9 protein-coding genes are annotated in these 13,115 nt (G+C 39.1%); 7 read left to right on the forward strand and 2 right to left on the reverse strand.

Going from position 1 to position 13,115, the window contains the following annotated elements; genetic code table 11:
• The first annotated feature begins 9 nt into the window (after positions 1-9).
• The 4 genes from rlmF to PVK63_RS09690 all read left to right on the forward strand — a co-directional run bounded on the left by rlmF (position 10) and on the right by PVK63_RS09690 (position 6,418).
• Positions 10-972: a 23S rRNA (adenine(1618)-N(6))-methyltransferase RlmF gene (gene rlmF / locus PVK63_RS09675; RefSeq protein WP_130088213.1), complete on the forward strand. Its 963-nt coding sequence runs from the start codon at positions 10-12 to the stop codon at positions 970-972.
• Between the two features lie 177 nt (positions 973-1,149).
• Positions 1,150-2,268, forward strand: coding sequence for an efflux RND transporter periplasmic adaptor subunit (locus PVK63_RS09680; RefSeq protein ID WP_130088212.1), 1,119 nt, complete (start codon positions 1,150-1,152; stop codon positions 2,266-2,268).
• 1 nt (position 2,269) lies between these two features.
• Positions 2,270-5,422 (forward strand): efflux RND transporter permease subunit, encoded by a 3,153-nt coding sequence (locus PVK63_RS09685; RefSeq protein WP_130088211.1) that lies wholly within the window; start codon positions 2,270-2,272, stop codon positions 5,420-5,422.
• A gap of 198 nt (positions 5,423-5,620) precedes the next feature.
• A complete protein-coding gene (locus PVK63_RS09690; RefSeq protein WP_130088210.1) occupies positions 5,621-6,418 on the forward strand; it encodes a Cof-type HAD-IIB family hydrolase in 798 nt (265 codons plus the stop codon).
• Positions 6,419-6,509: 91 nt separating this feature from the next.
• On the opposite strand, the gene PVK63_RS09695 is transcribed toward PVK63_RS09690, so the two are convergent.
• Positions 6,510-7,493 (reverse strand): carbamate kinase, encoded by a 984-nt coding sequence (locus PVK63_RS09695; protein WP_130047057.1) that lies wholly within the window; start codon positions 7,491-7,493, stop codon positions 6,510-6,512.
• 519 nt (positions 7,494-8,012) lie between these two features.
• Here PVK63_RS09695 and PVK63_RS09700 point away from each other — a divergent pair.
• Both PVK63_RS09700 and PVK63_RS09705 read left to right on the forward strand, forming a co-directional pair.
• Positions 8,013-8,351, forward strand: a complete 339-nt coding sequence (locus PVK63_RS09700) for a cytosolic protein (protein WP_130088209.1) — start codon at positions 8,013-8,015, stop codon at positions 8,349-8,351.
• Between the two features lie 343 nt (positions 8,352-8,694).
• Complete coding sequence (locus PVK63_RS09705) at positions 8,695-11,463, forward strand: hypothetical protein (RefSeq protein ID WP_274417679.1); 2,769 nt, start codon at positions 8,695-8,697, stop codon at positions 11,461-11,463.
• A 160-nt stretch (positions 11,464-11,623) separates the two neighbouring features.
• On the opposite strand, the gene PVK63_RS09710 is transcribed toward PVK63_RS09705, so the two are convergent.
• A complete protein-coding gene (locus PVK63_RS09710; protein WP_274440342.1) occupies positions 11,624-12,061 on the reverse strand; it encodes a PACE efflux transporter in 438 nt (145 codons plus the stop codon).
• A gap of 139 nt (positions 12,062-12,200) precedes the next feature.
• Between PVK63_RS09710 and PVK63_RS09715 the strand changes: the two genes are divergently transcribed.
• Entirely contained in the window at positions 12,201-13,088 is an 888-nt protein-coding gene (locus tag PVK63_RS09715) for a LysR family transcriptional regulator (RefSeq protein ID WP_274440343.1), read from the forward strand.
• Positions 13,089-13,115 lie beyond the last annotated feature (27 nt).

The following is a 13,115-nucleotide window of genomic DNA, read 5'->3' on the forward strand; positions in this document are numbered from 1 at the left end:
GAAAATTACATGACTCACTCTAAATCTGCTCCTACAAAAACACCGATGCACCCTCGCAATAAACATAATGCTAATTATGATTTTCCTGCGTTGATTGCAACATCTCCTGAACTGAAAGCATTTGTTGAAACGAATCAATATGGTAATGAATCAATCAACTTTTCAGATCCTCTTGCTGTTAAAGCATTGAACAAAGCACTGTTAGCGCATTTCTATGATGTACCATTTTGGGATATTCCAGAAGGTTACTTATGCCCACCAATCCCAGGTCGTGCAGATTACATTCATAACATTGCTGATTTACTTGCAATCACTAATGACGGTGAGATCCCAACAGGTAAAAACGTGCGTGGTTTAGATATCGGTGTGGGTGCTAACTGTGTGTACCCTATCATTGGTCACCGCGAATACAAATGGAACTTTGTTGGTTCTGATATTGATCTTCAAGCGCTTAAAATGGCGTCGTTTATTGCAAACAATAACCCAAGTCTGAAGAAGGGTATTGAGTGTCGTCAGCAGAAAAATGAAGAGAATATCTTTAGAGGTATTATCAAGCCACAAGATGAATTTGCGTTCACCATGTGTAACCCTCCGTTCCATGCATCAGAAGCAGAAGCAACAGCAGGGTCTGAGCGTAAACAACAGAATCTAGCGACAAATAAATCGAAGAAAGGTCACGCTTACAATGAATTAAAAGGCGTGAAAAAACTGAATTTCGGTGGCCAAAAAGCAGAGCTTTGGTGTGAAGGTGGTGAATTAGCATTCATTACTAAAATGGCAAAAGAGAGTTGTGAATTTGCACTGCAAGTTCAATGGTTTACGACATTGATTTCTAAGAAAGAAAACGTAGAAGCTTTACATCAAGAGCTTGCACGATTAGGTGTTAAAACGATTAAGACAGTTTATATGGCTCAAGGTCAGAAAATCAGCCGTTTTGTGGCATGGACATTCCAAGCTAATGTAAATTTGTAAGCTTTTAGATGCTGATTTTATTCTTTATCTATCAATAGGTTAGTTATAAAACGTTTCTAAATTTGACTAAACGTAAATTGCAGACACATTCAGTAACAATCTCTGCGATTTAACATTAATAATTTCAATCATTTAGCTGTCAGAATACACAGAATTCGACAGTTAAATGGTTATTTTATGAAATCAAAAACTCTTCTTGCTTCTTTAATTAGTGCGGCCTTTCTTGTCGGTTGCAGTGATGAAGCAGCGACAAAAACAGCACCTCCTGCCCCTCTTGTAGCAACCCATACCGTAGAGTCTATTCAATATCAACAAGGTAAAACTTATATTGGCCGTATTGAAGCGATGGAAGATGCGTCTATTGTTGCTCATGTTTCTGGTTATATTCAGTCTCGTTCATTTAAAGAAGGCCAAATGGTTGAGAAAGGCGATGTACTTTTTCAGATCGATCCTTCTACCTTTGAAGCGCAAGTAGCTAATGCCAAAGCGGGCATCACTCAAGCGAATGCAGCATTAAAAAAAGCACAACTTGATTTCCAGCGTGGTAAAAACCTACTTCCTAAAGGCAACATTAGCCAAGCTGAATTTGATGGTTTAACCGCACAATTATTAAGTGGTGAAGCACAAGTTGAGTCGGCTCAAGCGCAATTAAAATTGGCAGAAGTTAACCTTTCTTACACCACCATTACCGCCCCATTTTCAGGACGTATTAGCGACAGTAAAGTCAGCATCGGTGATTTGGTTTCACCGGCTTCTGGTGTATTGACTACTTTGGTGAGTTTAAACCCAATTCACACCCGTTTTACCATTAGTGAGCGCGAACGTTTATTAATGGGGATCGATCAAGTGAAAGGCGATGGTGATGGCGCATCAAGCCAAGTTGAAGTCGTTCTGAATCTTGAGAATGGTAAAGAATATAATCATTTAGGTAAGATTGACTACATTGGTAACCGTATCGACCAAACCACAGGTACGTTAACACTTCGTGCATTGGTTCAAAACCCTGATTTCACCTTGCTTCCGGGTCAGCATATCAACGTAAATCTACGAGAAAAGAAACCAACTGACGTCATTGTTACGCCTCGTCGTGCGGTGCAAAGTGACTTAGAAGGCAGCTTTGTGATGGTACTGACTGAAGGAAATATTGTTGAACGACGCAATGTTACCTTGGGTAAGCAACTGCCAGAAGGGGTGATTATCAGCTCTGGTTTAGATGCGAATGAGCAAGTGCTAGTGAAAGGATTACAACGTGTAAGAAATGGCGTTCAGGTTCGTCTAGAGAACGCGGAGTCTTAATATGTTAAGTCGATTTTTTATACAGCGTCCAAAGTTTGCTCTGGTTATTTCTATTATTCTCACTCTTGCCGGAGCCATTTCTTTAGCGATTCTTCCTGTGGCGGAATACCCTAAAATTAGTCCACCTTCAGTAAGCGTTAATGCGTACTACACAGGGGCAAGTGCAGAGGTGGTTGAGCAAGCCATTGCCGATCCGATAGAAACCTCGGTCAATGGGGTGGAGGATATGATTTATATGTCCTCAAAAAGTGCCAATGACGGGTCGTACTCTCTTAACGTTACCTTTGATGTGGGCACTGATCCTGACATGGCTCAGGTCAACGTTCAGAACCGGGTTGCGCAAATAGAATCTAAACTGCCACAAGAAGTTCGCATGGTAGGTGTGACGGTTAAAAAGCGCTCTCCTGATCTTTTAATGGTACTGAACTTCTACTCGCCTGATGGTAAGTATGATGACCAATTTTTAATTAACTATGTAAACCTAAACATTAAAGATCAGCTAGCTCGTGTTACGGGTATTAGTGAAGTTGGTGTACTTGGTGGTGGTGAATACGCAATGCGTGTTTGGCTCGATCCAGATAAAATGACCAACTTAGGGTTAACTACCTCTGATGTTCATGCCGCATTAGCTGAACAAAACGTACAAGTTGCGGCGGGTAAAATTGGTGCTGCGCCTTATGCCAGTGCACAAGATGTGCAGTTTAACTTGGTGACAAAAGGACGTTTAGAATCAGTTGAAGAGTTTGAAAACGTCGTACTTCGTGCAAATAACGACGGGTCATCAGTTTATCTAAAAGACATTGCGCGTGTTGAGTTAGGTAAGAAATTCTACGACGGTAATGGCCAATTTAGAGGAAAAGACGCCTCTATCGTAACGCTATCTCTGCAATCGGATGCCAACGCATTAGAGAGTGGAAAAGCGGTAATGGAGATGCTTGAAAAGCTTAGTGCGACTTTCCCTGAAGGCTTGGCGTATGAAACCAGTTATGACACCACGCTGTTTGTTGCAGAATCGATTAAAGGGGTAGTAAAAACCCTAATTGAAGCGATTCTATTGGTTATTGCTGTGACCTACCTGTTCTTGGGCAGTGCGCGTGCAACGCTAATTCCAGTTGTTGCAATCCCAGTATCGTTAATTGGTACCTTTGCTGTCATGCTTATGACCGGGTTTACGATTAATACCGTAACCTTGTTTGGCCTTATCTTAGCCATTGGTATCGTGGTGGATGACGCCATTTTGGTTATCGAAAACGTCGATACCATTATGAAGCGCGATCCGTCGTTAAGTCCAAGAAAAGCCACGTTAATCGCGATGAAAGAAGTAACAGGCCCAATCATTACCTCTACTTTGGTTTTGCTTGCGGTGTTTATTCCTGTTGCAATGCTTCCGGGTATTACTGGAATTATGTATCGCCAGTTCGCATTAACCATCTGTATTGCGGTAATTATCTCATCAATTAATGCGTTAACGCTTTCTCCTGCACTGTGTTCTTTGGTGCTAAAGCAAGGTGGAGATAATACGGCTCGTTGGTTTAAAGCCTTCAACCGTGGTTTAGATAAAGTTACTAATAAATACGGTGAAATTGCGGGTTTCTTTGTTCGAAAAACAACGATCTTGATGGTATTTTTTGCCGTAGCGCTTGGCTCGGTGACTTACCTTGCGAAAAATACGTCAACGGCATTCGTTCCTCAAGAAGATAAAGGAATTTTGCTGGTTAACGTACAGCTGCCTGATTCCGCATCACTTTCTCGTACTGAAGAAGTGTCAGCCAAAGTGCTTGAGATCTTGAATCAAGAGCAGGGTGTTGATGGCGTTACTATTGCCAATGGTTATGCATTCTTAACGGGTGCTGCTGCATCAAATGGCGCGTCATTGTTTGTGAAATTAAAGCCTTGGGATGTTCGTAATGACATGGAGGGAGATAACTCGTCATTCGCTATCACGAATCGTATCAATGGCCGTGCCGCAATGGAATTACCAGAAGCGGTGATTTTCGCGATGGGTGCGCCAGCGGTTCCCGGGATGGGCGCAGCTTCTGGTTTTGAGTTTGTGTTAGAAGATACGCTAGGTCGTAATCGTACGGATTTAGCGAATGTAATGAATCAAGTGATTCAAACGGCCAACCAACAGCCTGAAATTCAATACACATTCAGTACGTTCCGTGCCAATGTTCCGCACTACTATGTGGATATTGACCGTGAAAAAGCCAAACAACTTGGGGTATCACTTGGTTCTATTTTCCAAACGCTGCAAGGTAATTTGGGCTCGATGTACGTGAATGATTTTACCATGTTTGGTAAGAACTTCCGTGTCACTATGCAAGCTGATGGGCAGTACCGTAGCAGTATGGATGATTTGGATAAATTTCACGTGCGTGCAAGCTCGGGTCAAATGGTGCCACTAAGCACATTAGTGACTTATGACACGGTATTTGAACCCGATGTAGCGTGGCGTTACAACATGTATCGTTCAGCCGTTATTCAAGGTCAACCTGCCGCAGGCTATTCGAGTGGTGATGCGATTGCTGCGATGGAACGTGTTGCCGCTGAGGTGCTTCCTCACGGCTACCAATACGAGTGGACAGGCATGGCTTACCAAGAAGTGAAAGCGGGTAACCAAGCGATTTATGCGTTTGCTTTAGCGCTGATCTTTATCTATCTATTCATGGTGGCACAGTATGAGAGTTGGAGTATCCCTCTAGCGATTATCCTTGTGGTTCCTGTGGCGACATTAGGCTCTTTTGTGGCCTTGAATTTAGCCGGAATGCCATTGAACCTATACGCTCAAATTGGCTTGGTTCTCTTAATCGCACTGGCCGCAAAAAATGCCATCTTGATTGTTGAGTTTGCGAAAAACGAGCGTGAAGAGAAAGAGACAGATTTAGATAACGCATCGGTGAATGGTGGTCGTTTACGATTCCGCGCGGTAAACATGACATCGTGGTCATTTATTTTAGGTATTTTGCCATTGGTGTTTGCATCAGGTGCTGGCTACATCAGCCAAAACTCTCTGGGTGTGTCACTGATTGGCGGCTTACTGTGCGTGTTATTGGTCGGTACGCTACTTATCCCTGGTTTTTATGCCATGGTGCAACGTCGTCGTGAGAAACTGCACGGCGGAAGTACCAAGCTTGTTCACATTGATGATGAGTGATTTGACAAGAAGCTAATACGTTAAGCCATTCAACTAAAAGGAGCCTTCGTGGCTCCTTTTTTATTTACAAAAAGAGTGATATTAACCTCTCATTTTGAACTAGAGTGGTTCGGTTCCCATAATGCTAAGGTATATACTCTTTTGTCATTATCTCGCCTCAGCGCATTCTATTGTCAAATTTATTCTGAGTACTTATCAATGCAAAAACATAACGTAAAATTTATTGCTACCGATATGGATGGCACATTACTTAATGAGCACAGCCAGTTAGACCTAAGTTTCTTCGATTTGTATAAACAGCTAGAAGACAAAGGCATCATGTTTGCCGCGGCGTCTGGACGTCAGTACTACAGCTTATTAGAAACCTTTGAGCCAGTGAAAGATAGCATGATGTTCATTGCTGAAAATGGCACGTTAGTGATGCATAAAGGCCAAGAGCTTTACAGTTGCACGATAGATACACCATCAATCAAAAACATTATTCAAACCGCGCGTTCTATAGATGGAGCACACATTGTATTGTGCGGAAAAAAATCCGCTTACATTGAAACTCAAGACCCACAAGCACTAGCCGAGTTCTCTAAATATTATCAACGTTGCCAATACGTAGAAGATTTATTAGCAATTGATGATGAGTTCATTAAAGTCGCTATTTGTCACTTTGATGGGTCAGCAGAGCATATTAATCCGGTAATAAATACAGAGTTTGGCCATACTCATCAAGTGGTGGTTAGCGCTAAGATCTGGCTCGATGTAATGAATGCGGTTGCCTCTAAAGGGGCGGCGATCAAGCATCTTCAAAACACGCTTGGCTTTAGCTTCGAAGAGACAATGAGTTTTGGTGATTACTTAAATGATTTAGAAATGCTACAAGAGAGCTATTATTCTTACGCGATGGAAAACGCACATCAGCAGGTGAAAGAAACAGCACGCTTTATCGCGCCAAGTAACAAAGACGCTGGCGTGTTTACGGTGATTAAAGAGCAAGTGTTATAAGCGTTTACTTATCGCATACTCGATATTAAAAAGCCCTAACAACACGTTAGGGCTTTTGTTTTTCTAGTGCATTGAAATGACATTAGAACCATTAAGCTAGGGCTAATTCACCATCATTTTGTTGATGAGAAATAGAATCATCATAGAACTTATTTTTTACAATTTTTGTACCTGCGGTGCCATTAAGAGCATCTAAAGCCAAATGCAAATCGGTAATGATACCAATTGAAATATCGACATTTTCAACATAGTTGATCATCGCATCAATTTTTGGCTGCATAGAGCCTTTATCAAACGCATAACCTTTTAATTCTTCGGTTGTCGCAATGTCTAATTTGATTTGGTTTGGCTTACCGTAATGGAAGAATACCCCATCACCATCGGTCAAAATTAAGAAAAAGTCGGCGGAAATTTGTTGAGAAAGTAACGATGCCGTTGAGTCTTTATCAATAACACAATCAATATTTGAAGTGATGCCATTCTCATCAGTACAAATAGGAATGCCGCCACCGCCACAACAAATAACGATGTTATCGTGCTGCAAAGCTAATGAAATCAATTCACTTTCACGAATATTTTTAGGAGCAGGAGAGGCAACAACACGTCTAAAGTAGTCACCATCTTGGCGAATAGACCAATCAAACTCTTCAGCAAGTGCTTTAGCTTCTGCTTCTGAATAGACTTGACCTATAAACTTCATCGGGTCGTTAAACGCAGGGTCGGCTTTATCAACATCAACATGAGTAAGAATTGTTGATACGTTACAATCAACACGGTTACGTAATTCTTGTGCAAGCATGGTTGCTATCATCCCTTGGGACTCGGCAACTAAACAGCTAAGAGGATAAGAAGGAACAGCATCAAAGGCATCATTTTGTTGGCTTAATAAACCAACTTGTGGGCCATTTCCATGAACAATAGCAATACGGTAATCTTCACTTAATTTCGCAATAGATTCTGCCGCTACCTTTACGTTTTCAAGTTGATTTTCATAAGAAAGAACCTGGCCACGACGCAATAGTGCATTGCCGCCTAGGGCAATAACAATTGTTGGTTTCATTGTTGTACGACTCATTTTAATTTTCTCAATGCCACATCAGTGCTGTTATCACTAAATAGAGATTCATTTTTTCTCTGTATTTAGCCAGCGTCTATTTATCACAAATCTACCGTGTTCAGCATCACCTTATTTAGAAAGTAAGGGCTGCGAAGACATAGACTGGACATTGAGCGGGGATTCTATACTGGAAATATCAGCAACGCACCGTATTTATTTTATAAATAGAGAATATATGTAAGTAGGTGTTTCTTTGTATGTAACTTATCATCTGATGTTAAATTAGTGTAATAAACTAAATTAAGAGCCTCTGGAGAGAGATATTCTATTGTGTTTTTTTGAAAGTAGAGTTCTTGTGCGAAGGAGCTTGAGGATATAAGGAGTGATGTCGAAAATAAGTGATTGGTTTAGGAAATAAACAAAACGCATTTAAAGTTGGATCTAATAAATCTTAGGAAATAATTTAGCCATTAAATATCTACTAGGTTACCCCTTAATAGTGATAAAATCGTCGTATCAGAATAACCGAGAAACGCTATGTTTATCCATCATGTTAACGATATCGACTGGCTGGTGATTACCGCTTTTGAAGAACTTAAAACGATGTTTATCGAAGAAGCCGGTGCGATCCCCTCTTGCTTTTCTATTGCCAGCGAATTGAGCTTGATTGATCAAGCTAAGCGCACTTATGGGTATTTGCCTACATTCAGTGGCGTAATCACCGATACAGGCACTTTTCAAAGTCAGGATAACGAAGAAGATTTGCTCCCACAGCTTGCTTGCCTAGTTGAGGGGCGTGGTCGGGTGTTTATCTATCACGGTGGCTTTGTGGCTTTTGTGGATGACGAGCAAACCTTTATTACAAGAATGGACTGAACATTATTCAGTATGATTACGCGATTAAATTCTGGCGTGATGTAGAGGGCACTTACTCTACAGATAATTATATTAAATAAGGCGACCAAGAAGACACATTAGGTGACCCATAATGGGGTATGGTGACAAGACAGTGTTTTGGTCACGAGTAAGGCGTCACTAGAAGTAAGCAAGTGCCATAGGTGAATCTTAACTTATGGCATGTCTTTTTGTGAATTTTTATTGCGTAAGTTATTGTTTTGATGTTGCTTCTAGTGTTTAGAGATACTTTACTTTCGGTGTCTTTTAATGGACTATAATTATTGATTTAGTTAAAATTAAAAAAAATAATGTGGCTTTGACTATGGAAGATAACCAGAAAGATAAATATTTTTTAGCAATGCAAGCGTATAAAGAAGATGATTTTACGAAAGAAATTTTAACTCCTTTATTTAAGTCTATGGGTTATGATCGTGTAGAGTTTCATGGTGGGCCGAGTGAACGAGGTAGAGATTTGATTGCGACAGCTATATTACCTCCACCGAAACGCGGTGAATATGTAGTATATATTCAAGCAAAAAAGCTTAATAAAAATAAAATGTTAGCTAGAAATGATTTATCTCGACTTTGTAGGCAATTAAGACAGGCAAAATCTAAAGGTTTTACAAAGGGAAACGGAGATCGAGTCAAGCCAGATCATATCTACATAGCAACACCGCATGCAATAACTCAACGATTTATAGAAGATCTGGAAGATGAGTTGTTTGATGATGGTTACCGTGGTTGGCTAGAGTTGTACGATTGTGTGCGGATTTTGAAGGATATTGAAGAGTTTTGCCCTGACCTTTTAGAAAAACTAGAACCATTTGAAGAAAAAATTTGGAATGCTAAAAGTGAAAATATTGTTGACAGAAATCATGAGCTATTAGGGGCACTTTGCTCAGTTCGTGATTCTATTGATATTAGTAAATTTTATAGTGATTTATCATTCTTTGTAGGGTCAATTGACAGTAGAGTTCTTGTTACATATAAAGCACATATAACAAAAAAACGTTTTAGGCTCATTAATAAAAAGCAATGGGAAAGTCTTAAATTAGAGCGTGAAAAAATCATTGATTTGGTTGGTTTAGATATTTTAAAAGAAGATACAAAAGTTAGCGAAGATAGATATAAAGAGCATTACAATCAATATAACTCAAAAGAGAATAAAGCTAACCAATTAGCTTATAATTCATCTGTTTCGCATTTATCTTCTCTTGTTGAAGAATTTGACTCAAGGGCGTTTTTACTTTTAGGGCGACTAGAATTTGAAGCGAAAAAACAGTCTCGCTCTAATAAACTTACGTTGGAACTTATTACGGATAAATTGAGAAATGTTCGCTCAAAAGTTAAAAATGATAATTTTAAATTGGAGAGGTCCTGTCGTGGGTTTGATACATCAGAATTGAGCAAAGAATCTGTTGATTTAGCTGAAAAGGCTTTTGAGCTTATTAATGACTTTTCAAGCAAAATTGTAGAACAACAAAGATATGTGAAATTATTAAAAGAGGATATCATTCCTGAGCCTTACTACGATGTGTGTTTAAATTCTTCTCAACTTGAAAAAGAAATTTCACAACGTGTAGAAGAATATCGTTCTTGTGTTAAATTTTTAAATAGTGATGATCGCCCAAATATGGCAGGCGTTCGTCGCTTGCTTGATTCAGTTGAAATTAGCCTTAGATTTTTTGGATGTATTTATACTGATGAATCGGTTCTTAGTTCTATAATTGAATTGAAAGAGTTAGAAGCTTGTTCTGATAGAGTGTCAATATCTGCACATGATGTATTTTATACCGGCAAGGATGTTGCTATTTATGGTGGTGCTGGTGTCGGTAAGACTACCACACTAGAAATGTTTTTTAAGTCTTACGAAGAAACTATTAATGGAAGAAAAATAATATTTTGTAGCTTGAATCGAGTCGTTCAAGGTTTATCCAACTTAGGTATAGAAAAGAGAAATACGAAAGACACTAAATCAACTTATTTGGATAAGGTAATCTATTCAATTATTTTATTATCGTATGGACTAGCAGTTAATTCTGATAATATTGATAGAATTAAACCATATTTAGATGATGGAGTAGTACTTGTTTTTGATGGATTGGACGAAATAATAACTGAGTATCCTATTGTTTTAGATGCTATGAATAATTTCAAAAAAAACTATGAAAAAATTCAATGGATTATTTCAAGTAGGGATTGTGTTAGCTATCTTAAGGAAATAAATTTTTTAGGAATTACGTTGTTGCCGTTTACGCCCGAACAGCTTCGAAGCTTCATTTGTGGTTGGTTTAATGATGAATGCATAGGAATGAAGCTTTGGAATGAAATTTCAGGGACGGAACTTCATGAAAACCTCTTAACTCCATTAGTCGCGACAATTCTTTGTACATTGGTTGAAAAAGGAATAAAAGCCCCTTCTAATGAATCTGAAATATATAGCGAGCGTTTAAGTCTTTTGCTTGGTAAGTATGATACAAATAAAAGAATACGACGACAGGAACAGGGCAGCGAAGAATTATTTTCCTGTGCTAAAGCTCTTGCTTGGAGCATGCATTCTCAGGGTATCCGTAATATAAGTTATAGAGAAGCTATTCAAAACTTACAAATTAAAGTCGGATCGAAGTATACGACAAGACTTATTTCAAAGTGCGTAAAAGAGTTAGAAGATCCATGCACTGTATTGGTTCGAGACAAAGTATCAGGAAAGCTGTCATTTGGTCACTTTAGATTTCAAGAACATCTTGCATCATTAGAGTTGAGAGATAATAGGTCGATTGATCTTAGTACTATTATTATTCGCGACTGGTGGCGAGGAGCATTTAGTTTGTTTGCTCAAAGTTTAGATGATATTGAGTCTACAATAGAAGAATTAATTAGAGGTGATAAGTTGATTTCTGAGGATGCCTTCACGACATTATATACAATGTGTGATGTGTTGAGTTCTAAAAAGAGGGGAAATATGAGGTTATTGCTCGATCATCTGAAACAGGATAATTTTTATTGTTATGAAACTGATAATTATGATTTTTCAGATAATTATGATGGTGATTATCATAGCTATGCTCCAGTTTTAAGGACCGATTGGTGAGCTATACAATTATAAAAATGAAGAAATATATGATGACTTCAGTATCTCACTACCAGTGAATAAATAATTCAATTTGTAATAGGTTATAAATATCTCTAATAAACAACCCGCCAATCAGCGGGTTGTTTACTATCTGGTTCTCTATATTGTATTTAATGCATTACGCAGCAATCGACTCATCTCTAGTCATTCTTCTCACCAATACCGTTCTTACATTGTCGTATACCCAGTTAAAGGTGAATGCATAAATGGTGATAAAGATAGTCACGCCAATATCCATCACAAACGCTTCCCAGATGCCTACGTTTAATAAGTAAGCCATCACAGGTACAGTTACGAACAGTAACCCTAATTCAAACAATACAACGTGGAAGATGCGTAATGAAAGGGTTCGCTGTGTTTTCTCGCCAGTGAAGAATTGATCGAAAATCCAATTATAAATAAAGTTCCAGATCATCGCGATAGTGGCAACGACTATCATGGTTCCTGATAGGGAAGTAACGTCGTGATTAGTAAAAATAGCTAACCCAAGAATAGACAGTGATACCGCCAATACCTCAAATAATACAGCGTGGAAAATACGTTCAGTGGTTTTCATAGCGATGACTCTTAATGATTATTGATACATTTAAAGATAATGAATCAGCGATTATAGAGAGCGAATAAAAGAGATAAAGTTAACAGCCATCACGAATCGTGATAGTTTAGGGGTTTAATCCAATTATTAAGCCAATGCCATGTACAGTTTTGAGCAATTGAAAATCTTTGTCACCGTGTGTGAGTGTGGTTCATTCTCTGCCGCCGCTCGTCAGTTAAAGCGCGCTCAATCCGGTGTGAGTCAGGCTATTGCCAATTTAGAGATCGCCATTAACCAAGAACTGTTTAATCGTGATAAAAACACGCCTGTGCTAACAGAGAAAGGCAGAGCGTTATTGCCGATTGCTCAATCTATTTTGCATCAACAAAAATACTTTGACCAAAAAGTTGAATCGTTAGAAAGAGAGCACGAATATGAGTTAGTCATCGCCATTGATGAGAGCTTAATGAATGACGATGTATTACAAATATTGGCGGCATTGGCAGATAAGTTTCCTGTGACGGATTTTGAGATCATCACAACCTCAACTTTTGATGTTGAAGAGTTAGTAAAAAAAGGCAAAGCCCAAGTAGGGATTGTCTATGCAGATGGCGAGTTAAAAGTAGACATGGATTTCTTTACTCTAGGTCATGTGCGCTTTCTGACGGTGGTGTCTCCAGAGCATGAGTTAGCCAGTTTATCTGTTGTGAATGATGCAGCATTGAAAGGGCACAGACAGCTAGTGCATCGCAGTTCAAAGCGTAAAGAGTTATGGTTCAGCTATGGGATAAGCTCAAAGTTGTGGTATGCCAATACGCATCAAACCTTGATGGATCTTGCTTGTAAAGGAGTGGGTTGGACGATAGTACCAGAGCATAGTGTTACAAGCTTACTAGAGCAGAATAAACTTGTGGCGCTGCCAATTGCACATGAATTTGATGGCTGGCTTACCCCTATGGGTTGCTTGGTATCGCGTAGTCATGTTTTTGGCCCTGTATTAGAAGAGTTATTGTCCTCTTTACAAACGATTAGCCAAAAAAAACGCTAGCTCATTATTAATGAACTAACGGTTTAT

This window comes from Aliivibrio sp. S2TY2 (assembly GCF_028765525.1).
Taxonomy (GTDB): Bacteria; Pseudomonadota; Gammaproteobacteria; order Enterobacterales; family Vibrionaceae; genus Aliivibrio; species Aliivibrio finisterrensis_A.

Coding starts and splice junctions, on each gene's coding strand:
- PVK63_RS09685 (WP_130088211.1), top strand. CDS start 2,270: ATGTTAAGTCGATTTTTTATACAGCGTCCAAAGTTTGCTCTGGTTATT.
- PVK63_RS09680 (WP_130088212.1), top strand. CDS start 1,150: ATGAAATCAAAAACTCTTCTTGCTTCTTTAATTAGTGCGGCCTTTCTT.
- PVK63_RS09690 (WP_130088210.1), top strand. CDS start 5,621: ATGCAAAAACATAACGTAAAATTTATTGCTACCGATATGGATGGCACA.
- PVK63_RS09695 (WP_130047057.1), bottom strand. CDS start 7,493: ATGAGTCGTACAACAATGAAACCAACAATTGTTATTGCCCTAGGCGGC.
- PVK63_RS09705 (WP_274417679.1), top strand. CDS start 8,695: ATGGAAGATAACCAGAAAGATAAATATTTTTTAGCAATGCAAGCGTAT.
- PVK63_RS09700 (WP_130088209.1), top strand. CDS start 8,013: ATGTTTATCCATCATGTTAACGATATCGACTGGCTGGTGATTACCGCT.
- PVK63_RS09715 (WP_274440343.1), top strand. CDS start 12,201: ATGTACAGTTTTGAGCAATTGAAAATCTTTGTCACCGTGTGTGAGTGT.
- rlmF (WP_130088213.1), top strand. CDS start 10: ATGACTCACTCTAAATCTGCTCCTACAAAAACACCGATGCACCCTCGC.
- PVK63_RS09710 (WP_274440342.1), bottom strand. CDS start 12,061: ATGAAAACCACTGAACGTATTTTCCACGCTGTATTATTTGAGGTATTG.